General features: G+C 48.1%; 27 protein-coding genes. 16 read left to right on the top strand and 11 right to left on the bottom strand.

Features of this window, described 5'->3' with window-relative positions; translation table 11 throughout:
• Positions 1-16: 16 nt before the first annotated feature.
• The 8 genes from Q5Y71_RS03875 to Q5Y71_RS03840 all read right to left on the bottom strand — a co-directional run bounded on the left by Q5Y71_RS03875 (position 17) and on the right by Q5Y71_RS03840 (position 4,116).
• Positions 17-547, bottom strand: a complete 531-nt coding sequence (locus tag Q5Y71_RS03875) for a hypothetical protein (protein ID WP_306040252.1) — start codon at positions 545-547, stop codon at positions 17-19.
• Positions 548-614: 67 nt separating this feature from the next.
• On the bottom strand, positions 615-1,442 hold the full coding sequence (locus Q5Y71_RS03870) for a DUF2303 family protein (RefSeq protein WP_306040251.1): 828 nt from the start codon (positions 1,440-1,442) through the stop codon (positions 615-617).
• A 59-nt stretch (positions 1,443-1,501) separates the two neighbouring features.
• Positions 1,502-1,858: a hypothetical protein gene (locus tag Q5Y71_RS03865; protein WP_306040249.1), complete on the bottom strand. Its 357-nt coding sequence runs from the start codon at positions 1,856-1,858 to the stop codon at positions 1,502-1,504.
• Positions 1,859-1,949: 91 nt separating this feature from the next.
• Positions 1,950-2,255: a DUF6378 domain-containing protein gene (locus Q5Y71_RS03860; protein WP_306040247.1), complete on the bottom strand. Its 306-nt coding sequence runs from the start codon at positions 2,253-2,255 to the stop codon at positions 1,950-1,952.
• Positions 2,252-2,581, bottom strand: a complete 330-nt coding sequence (locus Q5Y71_RS03855) for a hypothetical protein (protein WP_306040245.1) — start codon at positions 2,579-2,581, stop codon at positions 2,252-2,254. The genes Q5Y71_RS03860 and Q5Y71_RS03855 overlap by 4 nt, the downstream gene beginning before the upstream one ends.
• Complete coding sequence (locus Q5Y71_RS03850; protein WP_306040243.1) at positions 2,578-2,937, bottom strand: response regulator transcription factor; 360 nt, start codon at positions 2,935-2,937, stop codon at positions 2,578-2,580. The genes Q5Y71_RS03855 and Q5Y71_RS03850 overlap by 4 nt, the downstream gene beginning before the upstream one ends.
• Positions 2,938-3,006: 69 nt before the next feature.
• Positions 3,007-3,312 carry a helix-turn-helix domain-containing protein gene (locus Q5Y71_RS03845; protein WP_306040241.1) on the bottom strand — a complete coding sequence of 102 codons (306 nt, stop codon included), beginning with the start codon at positions 3,310-3,312 and terminating at the stop codon, positions 3,007-3,009.
• Positions 3,313-3,684: 372 nt separating this feature from the next.
• Entirely contained in the window at positions 3,685-4,116 is a 432-nt protein-coding gene (locus Q5Y71_RS03840; protein WP_306040239.1) for a hypothetical protein, read from the bottom strand.
• A gap of 146 nt (positions 4,117-4,262) precedes the next feature.
• On the opposite strand from Q5Y71_RS03840, the gene Q5Y71_RS03835 reads away from it, so the two are divergent.
• Positions 4,263-4,529 (top strand): hypothetical protein, encoded by a 267-nt coding sequence (locus tag Q5Y71_RS03835; RefSeq protein WP_306040237.1) that lies wholly within the window; start codon positions 4,263-4,265, stop codon positions 4,527-4,529.
• A gap of 31 nt (positions 4,530-4,560) precedes the next feature.
• Positions 4,561-4,779 (top strand): hypothetical protein, encoded by a 219-nt coding sequence (locus Q5Y71_RS03830; RefSeq protein ID WP_306040236.1) that lies wholly within the window; start codon positions 4,561-4,563, stop codon positions 4,777-4,779.
• Here Q5Y71_RS03830 and Q5Y71_RS03825 read toward each other — a convergent pair.
• A complete protein-coding gene (locus tag Q5Y71_RS03825) occupies positions 4,742-5,041 on the bottom strand; it encodes a hypothetical protein (RefSeq protein ID WP_299948878.1) in 300 nt (99 codons plus the stop codon). The two genes, Q5Y71_RS03830 and Q5Y71_RS03825, sit on opposite strands and share 38 nt — an antisense overlap.
• A gap of 153 nt (positions 5,042-5,194) precedes the next feature.
• Here Q5Y71_RS03825 and Q5Y71_RS03820 point away from each other — a divergent pair, with 153 nt between their 5' ends.
• The 3 genes from Q5Y71_RS03820 (at position 5,195) to Q5Y71_RS03810 (ending at position 6,839) form a co-directional block, all read left to right on the top strand.
• Entirely contained in the window at positions 5,195-5,977 is a 783-nt protein-coding gene (locus Q5Y71_RS03820) for a helix-turn-helix domain-containing protein (RefSeq protein ID WP_306040234.1), read from the top strand.
• Between the two features lie 12 nt (positions 5,978-5,989).
• Positions 5,990-6,388: a hypothetical protein gene (locus Q5Y71_RS03815; RefSeq protein WP_306040232.1), complete on the top strand. Its 399-nt coding sequence runs from the start codon at positions 5,990-5,992 to the stop codon at positions 6,386-6,388.
• A gap of 61 nt (positions 6,389-6,449) precedes the next feature.
• On the top strand, positions 6,450-6,839 hold the full coding sequence (locus tag Q5Y71_RS03810; protein ID WP_306040231.1) for a hypothetical protein: 390 nt from the start codon (positions 6,450-6,452) through the stop codon (positions 6,837-6,839).
• Positions 6,840-7,056: 217 nt separating this feature from the next.
• Here Q5Y71_RS03810 and Q5Y71_RS03805 read toward each other — a convergent pair whose 3' ends face one another.
• A complete protein-coding gene (locus Q5Y71_RS03805) occupies positions 7,057-7,308 on the bottom strand; it encodes a hexameric tyrosine-coordinated heme protein (protein ID WP_299948299.1) in 252 nt (83 codons plus the stop codon).
• A 696-nt stretch (positions 7,309-8,004) separates the two neighbouring features.
• Entirely contained in the window at positions 8,005-8,394 is a 390-nt protein-coding gene (locus Q5Y71_RS03800; protein WP_306040229.1) for a DUF6632 domain-containing protein, read from the bottom strand.
• A 184-nt stretch (positions 8,395-8,578) separates the two neighbouring features.
• On the opposite strand from Q5Y71_RS03800, the gene Q5Y71_RS03795 reads away from it, so the two are divergent.
• The 11 genes from Q5Y71_RS03795 to Q5Y71_RS17505 all read left to right on the top strand — a co-directional run.
• A complete protein-coding gene (locus tag Q5Y71_RS03795; protein WP_306040228.1) occupies positions 8,579-8,956 on the top strand; it encodes a D-Ala-D-Ala carboxypeptidase family metallohydrolase in 378 nt (125 codons plus the stop codon).
• Positions 8,957-9,069: 113 nt separating this feature from the next.
• Positions 9,070-9,495: a hypothetical protein gene (locus Q5Y71_RS03790; RefSeq protein WP_306040226.1), complete on the top strand. Its 426-nt coding sequence runs from the start codon at positions 9,070-9,072 to the stop codon at positions 9,493-9,495.
• A gap of 367 nt (positions 9,496-9,862) precedes the next feature.
• Positions 9,863-10,012, top strand: coding sequence for a hypothetical protein (locus Q5Y71_RS03785; RefSeq protein ID WP_306040225.1), 150 nt, complete (start codon positions 9,863-9,865; stop codon positions 10,010-10,012).
• Between the two features lie 105 nt (positions 10,013-10,117).
• Positions 10,118-10,447 carry a DUF3601 domain-containing protein gene (locus Q5Y71_RS03780; protein ID WP_306040223.1) on the top strand — a complete coding sequence of 110 codons (330 nt, stop codon included), beginning with the start codon at positions 10,118-10,120 and terminating at the stop codon, positions 10,445-10,447.
• Positions 10,448-10,587: 140 nt separating this feature from the next.
• A complete protein-coding gene (locus tag Q5Y71_RS03775; RefSeq protein ID WP_306040221.1) occupies positions 10,588-11,118 on the top strand; it encodes a hypothetical protein in 531 nt (176 codons plus the stop codon).
• A gap of 348 nt (positions 11,119-11,466) precedes the next feature.
• A complete protein-coding gene (locus Q5Y71_RS03770) occupies positions 11,467-11,925 on the top strand; it encodes a hypothetical protein (protein ID WP_306040220.1) in 459 nt (152 codons plus the stop codon).
• A gap of 100 nt (positions 11,926-12,025) precedes the next feature.
• The gene (locus tag Q5Y71_RS03765) at positions 12,026-13,834 is read left to right on the top strand and encodes an AAA family ATPase (protein WP_306040219.1); all 1,809 of its coding nucleotides are present in this window, start codon (positions 12,026-12,028) and stop codon (positions 13,832-13,834) included.
• A gap of 129 nt (positions 13,835-13,963) precedes the next feature.
• Positions 13,964-14,305: a hypothetical protein gene (locus Q5Y71_RS03760; RefSeq protein WP_306040218.1), complete on the top strand. Its 342-nt coding sequence runs from the start codon at positions 13,964-13,966 to the stop codon at positions 14,303-14,305.
• Positions 14,306-14,434: 129 nt separating this feature from the next.
• Positions 14,435-14,944: a hypothetical protein gene (locus tag Q5Y71_RS03755; RefSeq protein ID WP_306040217.1), complete on the top strand. Its 510-nt coding sequence runs from the start codon at positions 14,435-14,437 to the stop codon at positions 14,942-14,944.
• Entirely contained in the window at positions 14,941-15,168 is a 228-nt protein-coding gene (locus Q5Y71_RS03750) for a holin (RefSeq protein ID WP_306040216.1), read from the top strand. Before Q5Y71_RS03755 ends, Q5Y71_RS03750 begins: the two co-directional genes overlap by 4 nt.
• The coding region (locus Q5Y71_RS17505) for an HNH endonuclease (protein ID WP_371876992.1) at positions 15,152-15,526 on the top strand (375 nt) is incomplete at its 3' end. The genes Q5Y71_RS03750 and Q5Y71_RS17505, both read left to right, overlap by 17 nt.

The raw sequence follows: 15,526 nt of genomic DNA, 5'->3' as shown, positions 1-15,526 counted from the left end.
CACCGGCTCGGGGTTTTCAATCCTTGGATGGTTCTCTAAACGCCTGCATGGTTTGCTGTAACACCCAGTTACTTGATTTGCTAGCGTTGGCAGCGACACCTTTGTATTTACCGTCTGGACAGCGTAGGGCGGCCACCAGTTTGGGTACCATATATGCAAGCAAAGGGTCGCGGGCCATACCTTTTAAAAGATTGATAGTGGCCTTGCAGTGATCCAGTGTTTTCTCTAGTTCCTTGGTGGAGCTTTTTATGAGGACGCTGGCCTTTGAAAATTCCTCTTTTTCTTCGGCAGACAGCAGGCGGTAGGCCACGATGTCTTTTTCATGGTCGGCGTGATCCCAATCTCCCATGGGTAGATCAAACGAGTCACCGGCAAATACAGCCAACTCAGTACCGTCGCGCAGGCGAATGGCGATTGGAGTGCCTTTCTCAACCCCTGCAGGGGGATTCCCTGTCTTGTTTCCTGCGAATTTTGTCCATTCAGGGATTTCGGCTTTTACGGACTGAACAGCCTCGGTGGGTTCGGCACTTATAGTTTGGACATCCATAATTAGATCCTTTTAGAAAGGGGTCCAGTACCTGCGACCCTGCTGCTAAGGCAGAATTAGCTGCTAATTACGCAGCAAAACTGCCGATATAGGTGTTGATCTTGGAGGGCTTGAATGCACCAGCCAGCTTTTCCTGCAACTCTCTGCCCATATCCTCTTGAGTGGCTTCCAGGCGCTTAATGCGGGCGGTGAGTGTGGGTGCGTCACCACCCGTAAGAATGGACAAACGTAGGTCGAAGCTGCGAGCGTCCAGGCCGTTGTAGGGGGTGCATTCAAATCTAAAGCCCGCAGGTAAGCCTTCATCACTGCGAGCTTCGATTTTTTCCAAAGCACTACGGCTTGTATTGAAGTCCTGAGTCTCGTGTTCTTCTTTTCTGGAGGATTCGATAGTAAGGCGGCGTATTGCGGCAACGGCTTTACTGTTCGGAATTGCCTCGCCGTCACTGGAGTAGCAGGTAATATTGTCCGCATAGTCCTCCATAAACTCCGCCATGCGCTTCTGTTTGCAGCGTTCGCCGTTCAGTTGCAGCAAGTCTTTAAGCTCTGCGGTTTGGATAAGGCTGAGTTTTGCGGTGAAGTCAGCATGGCCGGGCTCTAATACGCTGCCCAGGTTGAAAACAGTTCGTGCTGTCATACGTTGTGGGTCGACGAAACAAGCAGATTCATCTCCGCCGAACTCCAGACAATAAGAAGTGAAATCCTCTAGTGCGACAGTTTCCATCAGGCCACGGTAGCGGTTGCGGCCTGGGAGATACTTTTCCAGGCTGTGAATTCTAAAACTGTCTGGAGTGGCAAGTAAGGGCATATCCAGCTTGGCATTGCCGATGATGGCTGCCAGTTCTGCGGTGGTTTGAGATTCCTTGATCTCCTTGATTGCGCTTTGATCCATGGACATTTGCGGTTTTCCTTTAATGGTCGTGGTGGGTGGTTAGTGAAAGCCGATGACTCTTTGAGCTACGAGTTTCGGATCGGGGTTACATCGCCGTTAATTGCTCCTTTTTTGTCAAACATTTGGTCTTGCTTTTCAGGGAATAAAGACAGGGCGCCCTTGGTACCGACGTACATGGGGGTAGAGGTGGCGTTGTCCTCGGAGATAGAGCCGTGGTTGGTTGGCTTTTTGTATTTCAGGGTGTGCTCGATTTGCACTTGGTGGCTGTTCTTTATTTTCCCCACCTTGAGGGTGATCTGGACTTCACCTTTGCGGTCATAATCCGTGACCGCAGAGGCAACATCGCTGAGGATATGGGCGAGTTTTTCCTCAAAGACGCCGCCATCAAGTTCTGAAATAAACCGGTTTACATTAGTAGCCATGGGATGCTCCAAGTATTTAAAAGAGAGCCCCATACAGGCGGCCCATACGGTTACAGCTGACTGAATGCGCCAGGGGCGCGGTGGAAATTCTTTATCTCCTGTTCTTTGCAGCGGCTTCACCGGCCAGGGCAAAGTACGCTGCGCCGTCTTCGTAGTCGTCTGGCACAAACACCCCACAGCTCGCACGGGATTGCTTCAGTAGCACCATAAACAGCCATCCCTGCTCTTCCGTGAGATCAAACCCGTAGAGGGCATTAAAAGCGGCAACGGTTTTGGCCATGGAGCGTTCGCCATTCCCCGCATCACGTTGTTCTGCACGGTCGCGCATATGCTGAGCGGCTTTTTCCAGAAAGGCGTGGGCGCTGTAGTCCGGTGGTGAAACCGCTTCAGAGTTCATGCGAACTCACTCTCATTGATTTGCCGTGCAAGGTGATCGAGGGATGCGAGGTAATCCGTTGCCGCTTCCCGGCTTTTGATGAGGGCGTCTTTAATAGCTTCTGCACGGTTTGCGCCGTGACCCTGTGCCAGGCCTGCCCCCAGAGCACTGGAGAGGTTTACATTCAGGCAGACGTGGTAGTTGAGGCTGCCGTCGAGCCCACGCTGGCAAGTTATCCGCCCAAGGATATTGCCCTGCAGCACAACGTTTTCTTTGCTAAGCACCGGCCTGTTGGGATTTCCCCCTGCGTCGGTGATCGGGATTGATCTAAATTCGATGCCATTCATACGGTGCTCCCTCCCTGGTTACGTATGCGAATAGTTTTAATGGTTGGCTTGCGCTGGAAGCGGGTACGCAGTTGTTCCTGGGCCTCAGGGCCAACGCCGCTAATGATTGAGGCGACGAGAGTGAACTGGATCAGGCCGTGTTTAATGGCTTTAGCGACGGCATCGGTACTGTTACGGGCGTGCAATTTAAAGAAGCATTCGGTGAGGAGGTTGGCGACATTGGCGATAGAGCATTGCATGGCGGCGGCGGTTTCAGCATTGCTAAGTCCGCGGGCTCTGTGTGTCAGCGCTTCTGCCTGGCGGGGGGCCAGTTTCCTGTACTTGCTGCTCGGAGTGGTTGAGCTGGTGCCATGCATGGCCGTTCTCCAAAAGGGTCCAATCAACTCTACACACAGTATTTATATAAGTAAACACTAAATGTTTAGTTAATTTTCAAAACCGGCGGCTATTTCTTTGAGAAACTTAACAAGGTGATGTTTGGCTGGGGAGGGCAACAGCTCTATCTGGTGCTGTAAAGAGCCTGGGCGAGGAGGGAGTGACAGCAAGGTATTGCCGTCTAGTGCGAGGACTAGAGCAATTTTCCTCAATAAAACAGGAGAAATGGTTTTAGCTTTCCCTTGCTCAATTCGTTGCAGCTGGGTCAGCGGAATATAAAGCTTAGTAGACAGCTCTTGTTGAGTCAGCCCGAGAAGTTCACGGTGTTGCTTAATTATCGAGCCAAGCTGGTGCATCGGAGAACTCGGCAAAATATAAGGAGTTTTGGCACTAAATCTTTCAAAAGTGTATAAATTTTACTCTTCCTTAACCTGGATTAAACCCGTATGGTGATGAGGTTCACGACATGAATGTTGTGTACTACACATGATGTGTTTTGGGAGGGCATGATGCTTATCGAGTTGCTGGACGAGGAACAAAAGATAATAAGTGCTGAAGCGAGAGATATTGCGCGAGCGAGTTTGATAGCAGTCATTCCAGAACAATGTCGGCACTGTATCAAACGGCCTTGCTCAGGAATATGGGCTAATGATGACAACTCTTGTTGGTATCAAGTAAATCTGGCTGAGCCTGGAAGGTAGACAATATGTATAGGGATGTACGTGAGTTTAGCGGGCAAGGGTTCGCACTATAAAATCCACTGATACAACCTGGGTTTTACCGCTGGCCATGGTTGCAGAATAGGCAAGCGCAATCGCCTGAGCTTTTCTGGCTGCGGGAATGCCTTCAAGCTTTTGAGCGTCTATTTCCCCTTCGACAGCAACAATACAGTCCTGCAGCACCTCTAAGTTCACACCATCGGATGCAGTGGCTGGGGTTTTTGTCGATTCCTCCAAAAGATCCAGTTTACCGCGGGGTAGGTCGAGCTGGTTCTCAATATCTCGGGCAATGCGGTCGCCTATAGGTTTGCTTGCCGCGCGTCCAATCAGATAGTAAAGCTGTTGCTCAGAGCGCTCTAATACTCTTGCAAACTCTGCTCGACTTTTATAGTTGGAGGCTATCCGGCGCAAATTTGCCCGTCGAATATCGTTAATGTCCATCTTTGTACAAATCTCTGGCTCTCCTCTAACTCTATCAAACCTTTAGCAGGCAAAAATTATCCCTGTATGTTTTGCCGTGCGCCAAGAAATCATTAAAAAATAAATAATATTTGCCACAAACTAAACATTGAATGTATAGTTTTGTCATGAGCATACATCACTACCTTCGTTCTCTGTCCTTGGTCGAGCGTGAAGCTTTAGCGGCTCAAGTGGGGACTACTGGCGCCTACCTAAACCGCATTGCGTATGGGAACGGCAAACAGCCACCTGGTCCCAAGCTGGCCCGTAAGTTGGCTGTAGTCCTCAAGGGAAAGCTAACTCTGGAAGAAATCCGCCCGGACATCTGGGGCGAAGGCCCCTTGCCTGCCACCAATAGCAGTATGGAGGCAAGGCAAGAACTGGTTAATCAATAGCCAACCATGGTCATTCATACAGGAGAGGGAGATGGACAAGCAACGCATACACAGTGAAGTCGCGGAATTCCTCAAATCGGAGCAAGGAGCAGCGCTGGTGGCCGAAAGCCTATCTGGCCACCTGGCTCGCAATGATCAGGTTCAGTTTGTCGCTAGTGCAGAATCAGCATCGGGAGAAAGCACCGAGCAGCTTGTTGCTAATCTGGGCCGCCTTATGGGCTCTCAGGAGCTGGTTCAGGGAAGCCGATGACTTCACCCTCTGTCGCTTTTTGATCTGGAGAAATAAAAGTGCGGATCACTTTAATGTACTTATTAACTTCTTCGCTGTGTTCGAGCTTGCTTGGTTTATTGATAGCCAAGCTCAAGCGTTTGTAGAGGTTTTCTCGATCGACCACTTCGGTCTTACAGAGTTCGAGGATTAAAGAGATCAAAGCGACACAAACACCCTGAAGTTTCGCATCCTGAATGGCGACCACTTTTGTGAGGTCCAGTTTGACGTTGATGTTTTGCATAGTACTTCCTTGTTAGCTGTTGGTTTGGGAGCTTTCAGCATACCGGGGATGGCGACACCTGCCCAGTGGTGTGACAGCCGGAAGAGGCCGGCAGCTTTTTGATGTACCGGAACCATTAAGACCACCAGGCAGCCGCAGAAGCGGAGGTGATATGTGAGTGCAGAAGCAACCTTTTGGGCATGGCAGCAGGATGTGAAGTCAACACACAAGCTGGTGTTGCTGTCGCTTGCCAACTGTCATAACGAGGCGAGTGGCCAGTGTAATCCTTCGATTAAGTATATCGTGGGGGTGACCGGCCTGAATCGAAAGACGGTTATTTCAGCGATGGAGCAGTTGGAACTATCCGGCCTGATACTGCGGGTCAAATTGAATGGTTCTAGTAACAATTTCCGCCTGAGTATTGGACATGCAACCAGTACCGAAAACGGACCAGGCCCAAAAACGGACCAGTACCAAAAACGGACCAGGCCCAAAAACGGACCAGTCCCAAAAACGGTACAAACCAGTCCCAAAAACGGTACCGGACCAGTCCCAAAAACGGACCACGAATCTAAAAGGAATCTAAAAGAACCTAAAAATATTAATACAAGCGATCAAAAAAAATCCAAGCGCACATCCGCCGAGCAACTGGACTATTCCAGCTGGCCCGCACCTCCCTCTCCCCAAGTGCTTGCTGACTGGATCACAACCCGCAAGGCAAAGCGAACGCCACTTACCCAGTCCGCTGTGAATCTGATAGCCCCGGAACTGCACAAGGCGGCTTGCCACGGGTACAGCGTGGACTACTGCCTGCAGCAGGGTTGGGTTGGTTTCAAATTCGACTGGCTGATCAACCGAGAGCAACCGGGAACCTACAGCCCTGGGCAATCCCCTCCAGCCAACCAGCGCACACGCGACACCTCTGTCGGTGACATGCTCCACGATGTCGGCTGGTGAGTGGGGGTGAGTATGCGCACTCTGGAATTCACCTTGCCCCAGGCCACGCCATCCAACAACCAGTTGTTGCGGATGCACTGGAGAAAGCGCCGGGCGGTGAAAAAGCAGTTGGCCACGGAAGTAGCGGCAGCCCTGGTGAGAAGTGGTCAACGCCGACCCAACGAGCCCCTGGCACAGGTGTATATCGAGATTGAACGCGGTTCTGCCGGCGAACTGGACGATGACAACCTGCAGGGTGGCACAAAGCTGCTGGTCGATGTGCTTGAGAAGCCCAGCCGGATCAATCCCCACGGCCTGGGCCTGATCGAGAACGACAACAACCAGTGCGTGGTTAAGCGCCGAGTCACCCAGGCGCCGGCCAAGCGCGGCCAGGGCTACACCCGGGTACTGATTGCAGAGGTGCTGGAGTGAGCCAGGTTGAGCTTCTGAGAAGATTCCGGCAATTCGTTAGTTGATCGTGATAGGGGGAAAGATGGTCAATGAAATCAGCATTCGCGAGCGCTTGTGGGAGTGGTCCAGGGCCTACCCTGAACGTGCGGGAGACTCGGTGAGCTGGCCCCGTATGGCGGCATTTGGGCGAAGGATGATCTCAGGGCATAGGGAGGGCCCGGTACCGATAGATTACGAGAGGGCAGCCCTTACGGATGCCGCAGTATTGGCTTACCTGAATGTGATAGCCAGGCGCCAGGACAAGGAGAAGGCCGCGCTGGAGAGGGAGGTTTTCTGGTTGCGGTATTACTACCGGTGGGAAATGCAGGATGTGGCCAGGGGGGTCAAAAAGTCAAAGCCATGGGTTGAAAAAATGTGTCAAATTGTTGAGGCAACTGTGGAAGCATTCTTTTTGTCGCAGAATGCCGCATAACTGTATTTAAAAACAGGCTGTATGTATTGACACCATACGTCCGTATGGGTTAACTTTGTGTAAGCTGTCGCGAAGTATGCGCAGCGGGACCATACCCCCCCTTTGAAAGCCCCCCTGGTTAACCCGGCGGGGCTTTTTATTCTAGCTACTTTCTTGTTTGGGAGTGAAGCTTCTCTATTAAATGAAGAAACTTTACAGTAAGGGGCAAGCTGAATTATCACTTCCAGTAGTTGTTAGCTGCTGCAATAGTTTGAAATTCAATTGCTACAACTTGGCTTGCAGCTATTAGACTGTCTGGAGCAGTTGCATATTTTTCACGACCAGCCACAAGCTTTTCAAGGTCTGGTTGGATATTATGGATCGTATGGCGAGCGATCATCATCGCTAAGGATCTTCCCTCTTCTGGGGTAGCGGTGATTAAACTCCCGCCAGGTATCATAGTTAACTCTTCTTCTGGCAAATGATTCATTGCACGCTCCTTAACTAGATGTACTTGGGGTTTCGACAAAAGAGTAGCAGGGGAGACAGCATCTCTGTGACTACTATGCTTGGCGACCGAGTTTGACCAATGGGGCGAACCGCACGACAGAACTCGGGTCAGCCAGTTGACATTGTTTTGTATTACCGCGTGTGCGCTTCGAGATGTGAACAGAAGGCCCGTCAACCTAAATCATGCTCGCGAAATCCTGGGCTGCAATAAGACAGAGTGGAACCGGGAATGAGTGAGGATCTGGAAGCGATTTCAACGCCGCCTGGATAGGGGGGGCATTAGGCCCAGTGGCTAAACTCGTAGAAGATTATCAGGAGCGTTTCTTAACAGGGTGTTGACAACTTTGTCCTGAGAGGGTGTACAAACACTAGCATGCCCATTTTGCACATTTCCGGCTAAGAACCCGCTATTTTGCGGATTTTTTTGTGTTCGTAATTCGTCTGGTTGCTCCGAAGTCACTGCCCCCTATGGAAGAAACTCTCAGATGCTTTGCAATAGCCAGGCGCTGGAACAGGTGGGTACTCTATAACGATTTCAGGTTGAACCACGTAGTGGTTCAACCTGATGATTTTGAGCTCATGGGGTTCCCTCAATACTGGCTGGGGATTCCAGTAAGGTCTCTGAGTCGAGAGTGACTTGGCGCAGACTCGTATCGAAAGCAGGACAATTAGTGCGTCAAGAGGAGCACTTTTTGTGCCTGGGTAGCAGATACCAGAGAACTCCCGCAATCAAATACATGACGGGGATATTTCCGAACAGGTTCGCTAGTTCTGTTCGATCGATTAGCACCTGAAACAGCATAATGGTGGCATGCACCAAGTTTGAACAGACGGTAAACCAGATGAGACCGATGTAAGCACCGATGTTTCGGGTGGCGAGAATCAGGAATACGCCCAAAGTTGCATAGAACCCAACAATAATTTGCTCGTATTCCGGCTGTGCTGGTGCCCAGCCCCATCCTGAAGGCCATATCCATACCATCAACGGATATATGGCAAAGATATATATCAGACCCGTTGTAACTAGGGCGATAGAAAGGTATTTGGCGCGAGTAGTGTCATCCATGGTTAACTCCTGAGTGCGAGTCGCCTTTATTTGATTTTGTCATAATCAGGACGTAGAGGAATGATTAACTTTCCTTGTACCACTTCAGTATAAAAATCCCATGTTGCCATAAATGCGCAGATTCATAGCCTAAACCATTTCTGAGCCCCGCCCAGTGCGGGCTTTTTCGTTTCTGGTAAATCCAATGTTCGATAATGACTACTTCACGGAAGAGGAGTTGTCCTGCCGTTGTTGCGGGAAACTCCACTTCTCGGACGACACGCTGCGCCGACTGATCAGGGTCAGAAAGCGCTTTAACAAGCCAATGGTAATCACCTCCGGTTATCGCTGCCCGGCCCACTGCGCCCGGATCGGCTCCACCATGACACACACTACCGGTCAGGCTGTGGATGTATCAGTTTCTGGTGGGCGTGCCTATGAGCTGCTGGGTATCGCGCTGGAGGAGGGATTTACTGGGATTGGCGTAAAGCAGCATGGTCCTCATAGCGGGCGATTCCTGCACCTGGATGATCTCGGATCTATTCCGGGCAAGCGTACCGGCCCCACAATCTGGAGTTATTGAGGGGGAAAGCGCATGAAGGGGGTGGCACAGCATTGCTTCCGACACAGTAATCAGGATAATATTGGTCATGGTGATCAGTATACATTTGTTAAATGAATGTACATGGACAGAGAATGGAAGCTGAAGAAAAATACACAATTACAAATGAATTCTTAGATGAAGTAAGAGAGCAATTTAAGCTCTGGGCCACATTTCTAAATACAGGGGTTGGACTTCTGTCATTTACTTTAGCCATTGCTTGTCTTGGAACAAATATTCCTTGGGTTAATGCCTTGCTATCCATGCTAATCATTATTTGTTTTAGAGTTCAGGGAAAGCATTATTTTCCGTCAAAAGTTAAATATTTAAGGCAAAGAGCAAAAGAAGACGAGAGGGCAAAGATTCTTCTCAAAGGATTAGAAAGTGAGTTTTTAGGATTTAGAACTCTAATTATTGGCTACCCAATTTTCTTTATTGGTTTCTTTTTTTTATTTTTGGTTATATTTAGCCCTTTACTCGTTAACATCATCCCAGCTTTAGGACGCTACTTTGGCATTTAACAAGTGGCGGCAATTTGCAGCCTATGGCTGCCGGACTTAGCACTGCGTGCTTCGCCGTTGCGCCAAGCGTTAAGCGTTAAGCGTCTGAGAAAATTATGTACAAAAAAGTAATGGGAATTTTGAGGGTATAAATCAGCTACCTTGCGATTGTTGTCTCTACCAGACACCCAGCCACCGAAACCGGCCACTGAGCCGGTTTTTTACTCTGGAGAGTGATCGTATTTTGTACGATTGTACCAAATCCGTGTAAGTAGCTGTTTTTAATGCGGATTGTGGGTAAACGGCGCAAAATTGATTCCTGGGCAGTAATCAGGATAATAGTGGTCATGGTGATTAGTATTTAATGTTATAAAGCTATGGAGATAAAATGGATTTAGTCACACAATTCAAAACATGGTGGGCAAGTATCGCTGAGAAAGAAAAGTCCGGCTTAATAGTTCTGGGAATGTTTTTTTGCGGGGCACTTCTTCTAACAGCAGGAGTTAAAATCGGTTCTGCGATCGGCGTTTTAATGTGATGTTCTATAAGTTGTTATCTCTCTTGTTTAACATCGCCTTATAATCGGGTAAAGGCGGGTTTCTAGCCCGCCCTCCCCACACGACCTTACAAGATCGTTATCGTTGTGCCAGGCGATATTAAGCGTGATGATCATTATACAAAGGTTAAATGCCAGAGCATGAATAAAAAAAATCTCAATAAAAAGTATGGCCATTTGAAAGCAGGTTTAAGCTACCGTATCGCCAAGTCATTCCGAGACTATGACCATAACGTCTATGATGAGGGAAAAGTACTCAAGTTTTGCGGTTCTAGCTTCTTACCTTACGATGCCGGTTTGTCTTTATTCTGTCTGCTCAACAACCAAGAAACACAGATAAGGCTTCAGGTTCTCCCTGAAGAACAAGAAGAAATCGCTCACAATCTAGATCAATATTTAGTGCCAGTAGGTGAGTAAAAATTTGACAAATTAGGATATGTTGCGCTTGCTGCAACATTTGACACCTAAATAAACAAACCGGCCACTGAGTCGGTTTTTTTACGCCTGGAGAAAGCTACTTCCCCAGGCCACAATCTGGAGTTGCTGGGGGAGGACGTATGGAGGGTCTCACTATTCAGGCTGGAGATACCCAGGGAGACAAAGTGAACCTGCAGCCCACCCGCCTCCCAAAACTACTGAGGCTGGCCAAAGGCCGTGATTGTATACGCTGTGGTAATAACGAGGGCAGTACCGTGGCGGCCCACTACCAGGGCCAGCGCAGCCACAGCTACGGTAAGGGCCGGGGGATCAAGCCCCACGATGCCATGGCTGCACACCTTTGTTATCGCTGCCACGCTGAGGCGGATAGCAGTGGTCTGGGTAACTGTCCCGAGGACCACAGTAGACGCTTTCTGCTGCTGATCATCACTACTCAAATGAATTTGCTTATAGAGGGACGCATCGCCGCACGAGACTATGCCCAGGCCTTCCTGCTCAAGCTGTGCCGCAATACGGCGGAACTCATGGAGTGTGGCGAGGATGAGCTGCACCGGACTGCCAGCCGCTTGGCCGGGTGTTGGGACTCTGGAGAGATCGCCATCGCCCCTCGCAGCGCTATGGTGAGCAGCTTTGTCGGAGTGGCCCCATGACCTGCAAGGCCAACGAGCAGGGACAGCTCTATTGTCACGGTTGCAAGCAGTGGAAGGCCCCAGAGGTATTCCCTCGCCGTTCTAGCCGCGCCAGCCGATGCAAATGCTACTGCGCCAATTACCAACAAACCTACCGTACCCACCACCGCCGCAATTCACATATCCGTGCGCTGATCCTGTTTAGGGCACACCAGTTTTTTTAATAAAAGCTTGAACTTCTTGGTAAGAATGAGGAGGGGCTGGCTGTCGTGATAATCATCTAAAAATACAGAGGGTTACGCTCGGTAGTGATTTTTGAGATACTAGCCAAGATAATCAATATATAAATGTTAGGTGAAACGAAAGAATATGAGCCCGATAAAGATTTCAGCTTTAGCCTCATTAATTGTGGTTTCAGTAGGTGTCCAACAAATTGATGATGTTTTGGAAAATACAAACTCATTTATATTTCAGAATGAAAGTGACTCTATTATTCACTTGCGCGCTGATTCTTCGCCGGTATGTGTTAATGGTTTTCCTAGGGTGTCTGAAGAGTCAGACGAACTAGGGTTTAAGATTTTTCATGCAAATGTAAGAGCTTACGGTTACAAATTTATTACTTTATTTATTTTGACTTTTGATTATGATCAGGCTCAAAGATTGCTAGCAAAATTTCACTCGATTTACAACTCTCAAGTCATGAAAGAAAAGCCGAAAAGCAGCGGTGCAAACAAACATCTATTTGAAGATGATATTTCTCCAGATAAAGTCGTTGAGATAGCTAATAATTCTGATGTCGTCTACACATTGTTTTTAGGCGATGTATAGATGAGTTCATCTAAACAAGCGCATGCAGTCGGACTTCGGTAAGCGCTACGCGCCTGCCTTAGACGCTGATGCGAGGTGTTACGCGCCATAAGGAATATCCATGAAACTGGAATCTATTACACTAAAGAACTTTCGCGGTTATAAAACTGAAAGGACTATTCCAATATCTAACTTAACCGCATTTATTGGTAAAAATGATGCGGGTAAATCTTCAGTTTTTGAAGCGCTAGAGATATTTTTCAATAATAAATTAGTTAAGTGTGAAAAAGATGATCTTAATATTGAGGCCGATAATAACAGGATAGAAATTTCCTGTATTTTCTCCGAGCTACCAGACGAGTTAATTATTGATACCGATCATCTAACAACACTGGCAGATGAGTATTTATTGAACAGTGATGGAAAGCTAGAAATTAAAAAGGTATTTGCCGCTACCGCGGCAAATCCTTCACCCAAGGTCTACATTATTTGCAATCATCCATCCGTGGCTAACGCAAATGATCTTCTTACGCTTAAGCGACCACAATTAATTACTAGAGCCAATGAAATAAATGTTCCTGAAGAAAATTATAATGGAGCTATTAATTCATCTATTCGTCAGGCTATAAGAAATAATTTCGACGATCTGCAATTAACTAATACCGAGTTACTGGTAGATAAAGAGGATACGAAGAAAGTCTTTGATGCCATTGTAAATTACTTGCCTCTCTTTGCCCTTTTCCAGTCCGACCGGAAAAGTAAGGACGATGACAAAGAAGTAACTGATCCAATGCAGATTGCAGTAAAACAAGCGCTTTCGGCTTTAAAAGCAGAAATTGAACATATAAAGAATGAAGTTAGGCGCAGAGCTATAGATACTGCTGACAGAACTCTACAAAAACTTCATGAAATGTCACCAGAATTAGCGGATCAACTAATCCCCGAGTTTAAATCTGAGCCCAAATTCGACTCACAGTTTAAACTCTCTATTAAGTCTGAAAACAATATCTCCGTTAATAAAAGAGGTAGTGGAGTTAGAAGGCTTATTTTGCTCAATTTTTTTCGCGCAGAAGCTGAAAGAATGCGCGCAGAACGAAATGGAAATAAGATAATATTTGCTTTTGAGGAGCCAGAAACCTCGCAGCACCCTGATCATCAGGAGATGTTAATTCAAGCCTTTATAGAGCTATCGAACACGCCAAATAGCCAAATACTATTGACGACACATACCCCAGCTTTAGCTGGCTTTCTTCCTCTTGAAAGCTTAAGGTTTATTGAGAAAGATGGCCATGACAGAACTGTTGAGATGGGCACAGATCAGGTTTTTGAGAAAATTGCTGATACTTTAGGAGTTTTAGCTGACCCTATTCCAAAAAATGCCACAGCTATGCTGTTAGTCGAGGGTAAAGGAGACATTACTTTTGTTAATCATACTGCCGAAAAATTAAAGGATGGCGGTCATATCCCTGAAACTTTTGAAGATAAAAGAATTGCAATTGTACCCATTGGAGGGTGTGGAAACATCAAACATTGGAGGACGTTACAGCTGGCCGCCCAGTTTAATATTCCATACTGCGTACTTCTCGATTCTGATCTAGGGACAATCGAACACCAACAGAATATTGATAAACTAGATGCGTTGCATCAAGACGGGATAAAAGCCTACTTAACAAATAAGCGAGAACCTGAAAACTATATTCATCCTGATTGTCTTCAGCTACCCGCAGGAAGCACATTCTCTTTTAATGATGCTGATGATGCGAAAAATCTGATCGCAAGAGAAAAAGGCACCCGCAAGTCTAATGTTCTTGAAAACTACTGGACGTTAATGACTACAGAACAAATTAGAGATGTTGAAAAATACACTAAAAATGGCCAAGAAAAATATGAATTCACAGAAATGTTTACTGATTTTCTTGGCTTGGTCTAACGTGACAGTGCGTAACAAATCAAAGCACTCGGACGCAGTAAACTGCGCCGGTGTTTGAGGCGTTAGTGCGACAAGCGAAGCTTGTTGCATCTTAGGGTAACCGGCGGTCCTACCACCACTGAATCTTATATGGAAAAGATACTCATCATATTACTTTCACTTTATTCTTTGGCTGGTCTTGCTTATGACAAGCCAGTCCGAGTAGATATGGAAGGTATTGTTAAAATTTGGGGGAACCAATCTTCTGATTCCGAGATGTCAGGTCTGAGCATATTTATTACCGGTGAGGCTGCGAAGAGACTATACAAAGAAATGAAGGCAGAGGCTGTACACAATGAATGCTTCGATGATGGCACTCTAACTAAGCAGTTAGGTAGCTTCGAATGTAGCTATAGCAAGAAATACAAATATTCATGCTCGGTGGGTATAGGACTTTCTGATCAGAAGTTATTTAACGGTGAGGCCTGCTAATGCATAACAAATAAGGATATGTTGCGCTTGCTGCAACATTTACACCTAAATAAACAAGCCGGCCACTGAGCCGGTTTTTTTACGCCTGGAGAAAGCTACTTCCCCAGGTTCCACAATCTGGAGCTACTAATGGATTGGAAAGCGATAGTTAAAAGCGTAGCCCCGACCCTGGGCGCTGCCCTGGGTGGCCCTGTTGCAGGGACCGCAACCAAATTCCTTGCAGACCATTTCCTGGGGGATACCGATGCTCAGGACCAGGACATTGCCGAACTGGTTCTGAATGCAAGCCCGGAGAAGTTGCTGGAGCTGCGTAGCCTGGACAACCAATTCAAGGTCAAGATGCGCGAGCTGGATATTGACGTTTTCCGGCTCGAAGTGGATGACCGAAAGAGTGCTCGTGAGATGGGGATCAAGGGCGGCCTGACAGCGCAGATGGCGCTGTCGTTTGTCTTTATCGGTGGCTACTTCGCACTGACCTTCGCCCTGTTCTCCGGTGAGATCACCCTGACTCCGGCCATTGAGAAGACCGGCACCCTGATGCTGGGCGTGATTACCGGGGCCATCCCCATGATTCTGCAATTCTGGTTTGGCTCCAGCCAGGGAAGTAAGGAAAAAACACAGGCGATGGTGAAACCATGACCGTTCACGACCTGATGCGAGAGTTGGCTGAGAAGGCCAGCCATGCCACTACGGTAACCGCGGGTGCTATCGGTAGTGTTTACAGCCTGTTTATCCAAAATCCCATTGGCTTTATCTGTGCCCTGGTGGCCATCGCTTCCTTTGTGGTGAATTGGTACTACAGCTACCAGCGCCACAAGATGGCGAGAGAGCAGCAGGGTCAGCGTAATGCCGGTAAGGGCTAAGCGTTACTGCGCACGCTGCAGACAGGCGCATTCAGATCGCTGCCCCCAGGCTCAAAACCGCTGGGGAATATGGCAGAAGCAGAAAGGCACAGATACCCAGCGCGGGTATGGCCCTGCCTGGAGGAGATTGCGCAAGCCAGTGATCAGGCGAGACAAAGGGCTTTGCCAGTATTGCTTGCTCAAGGGGTTGGCTATTGCTGGAACCCATGTGGATCACATCAAACCCAAGTCACAGGGCGGTACGGATGACATGGGCAACCTTCAATTGCTGTGCAAGCCATGTCACCTGACCAAGACCGCACAGGAAGGTGGCGGCGCAAGGGGGAGGGGTGGGTCAAATCCCCACAGCCCTTCACCG

This window comes from Microbulbifer sp. 2205BS26-8, assembly GCF_030731025.1.
GTDB lineage: Bacteria > Pseudomonadota > Gammaproteobacteria > Pseudomonadales > Cellvibrionaceae > Microbulbifer > Microbulbifer spongiae.
Note: the sequence above shows the minus strand (reverse complement) of the source record. Positions and strands in the feature narration are given on the sequence as shown.

Excerpts from the sequence above, each read along its gene's own strand:
- Q5Y71_RS03875 (WP_306040252.1), bottom strand. The coding sequence starts at position 547 with ATGGATGTCCAAACTATAAGTGCCGAACCCACCGAGGCTGTTCAGTCC.
- Q5Y71_RS03870 (WP_306040251.1), bottom strand. The coding sequence starts at position 1,442 with ATGTCCATGGATCAAAGCGCAATCAAGGAGATCAAGGAATCTCAAACC.
- Q5Y71_RS03865 (WP_306040249.1), bottom strand. The coding sequence starts at position 1,858 with ATGGCTACTAATGTAAACCGGTTTATTTCAGAACTTGATGGCGGCGTC.
- Q5Y71_RS03860 (WP_306040247.1), bottom strand. The coding sequence starts at position 2,255 with ATGAACTCTGAAGCGGTTTCACCACCGGACTACAGCGCCCACGCCTTT.
- Q5Y71_RS03855 (WP_306040245.1), bottom strand. The coding sequence starts at position 2,581 with ATGAATGGCATCGAATTTAGATCAATCCCGATCACCGACGCAGGGGGA.
- Q5Y71_RS03850 (WP_306040243.1), bottom strand. The coding sequence starts at position 2,937 with ATGCATGGCACCAGCTCAACCACTCCGAGCAGCAAGTACAGGAAACTG.
- Q5Y71_RS03845 (WP_306040241.1), bottom strand. The coding sequence starts at position 3,312 with ATGCACCAGCTTGGCTCGATAATTAAGCAACACCGTGAACTTCTCGGG.
- Q5Y71_RS03840 (WP_306040239.1), bottom strand. The coding sequence starts at position 4,116 with ATGGACATTAACGATATTCGACGGGCAAATTTGCGCCGGATAGCCTCC.
- Q5Y71_RS03835 (WP_306040237.1), top strand. The coding sequence starts at position 4,263 with ATGAGCATACATCACTACCTTCGTTCTCTGTCCTTGGTCGAGCGTGAA.
- Q5Y71_RS03830 (WP_306040236.1), top strand. The coding sequence starts at position 4,561 with ATGGACAAGCAACGCATACACAGTGAAGTCGCGGAATTCCTCAAATCG.
- Q5Y71_RS03825 (WP_299948878.1), bottom strand. The coding sequence starts at position 5,041 with ATGCAAAACATCAACGTCAAACTGGACCTCACAAAAGTGGTCGCCATT.
- Q5Y71_RS03815 (WP_306040232.1), top strand. The coding sequence starts at position 5,990 with ATGCGCACTCTGGAATTCACCTTGCCCCAGGCCACGCCATCCAACAAC.
- Q5Y71_RS03810 (WP_306040231.1), top strand. The coding sequence starts at position 6,450 with ATGGTCAATGAAATCAGCATTCGCGAGCGCTTGTGGGAGTGGTCCAGG.
- Q5Y71_RS03805 (WP_299948299.1), bottom strand. The coding sequence starts at position 7,308 with ATGAATCATTTGCCAGAAGAAGAGTTAACTATGATACCTGGCGGGAGT.
- Q5Y71_RS03800 (WP_306040229.1), bottom strand. The coding sequence starts at position 8,394 with ATGGATGACACTACTCGCGCCAAATACCTTTCTATCGCCCTAGTTACA.
- Q5Y71_RS03795 (WP_306040228.1), top strand. The coding sequence starts at position 8,579 with ATGTTCGATAATGACTACTTCACGGAAGAGGAGTTGTCCTGCCGTTGT.
- Q5Y71_RS03790 (WP_306040226.1), top strand. The coding sequence starts at position 9,070 with ATGGAAGCTGAAGAAAAATACACAATTACAAATGAATTCTTAGATGAA.
- Q5Y71_RS03785 (WP_306040225.1), top strand. The coding sequence starts at position 9,863 with ATGGATTTAGTCACACAATTCAAAACATGGTGGGCAAGTATCGCTGAG.
- Q5Y71_RS03775 (WP_306040221.1), top strand. The coding sequence starts at position 10,588 with ATGGAGGGTCTCACTATTCAGGCTGGAGATACCCAGGGAGACAAAGTG.
- Q5Y71_RS03770 (WP_306040220.1), top strand. The coding sequence starts at position 11,467 with ATGAGCCCGATAAAGATTTCAGCTTTAGCCTCATTAATTGTGGTTTCA.
- Q5Y71_RS03765 (WP_306040219.1), top strand. The coding sequence starts at position 12,026 with ATGAAACTGGAATCTATTACACTAAAGAACTTTCGCGGTTATAAAACT.
- Q5Y71_RS03760 (WP_306040218.1), top strand. The coding sequence starts at position 13,964 with ATGGAAAAGATACTCATCATATTACTTTCACTTTATTCTTTGGCTGGT.
- Q5Y71_RS03755 (WP_306040217.1), top strand. The coding sequence starts at position 14,435 with ATGGATTGGAAAGCGATAGTTAAAAGCGTAGCCCCGACCCTGGGCGCT.
- Q5Y71_RS03750 (WP_306040216.1), top strand. The coding sequence starts at position 14,941 with ATGACCGTTCACGACCTGATGCGAGAGTTGGCTGAGAAGGCCAGCCAT.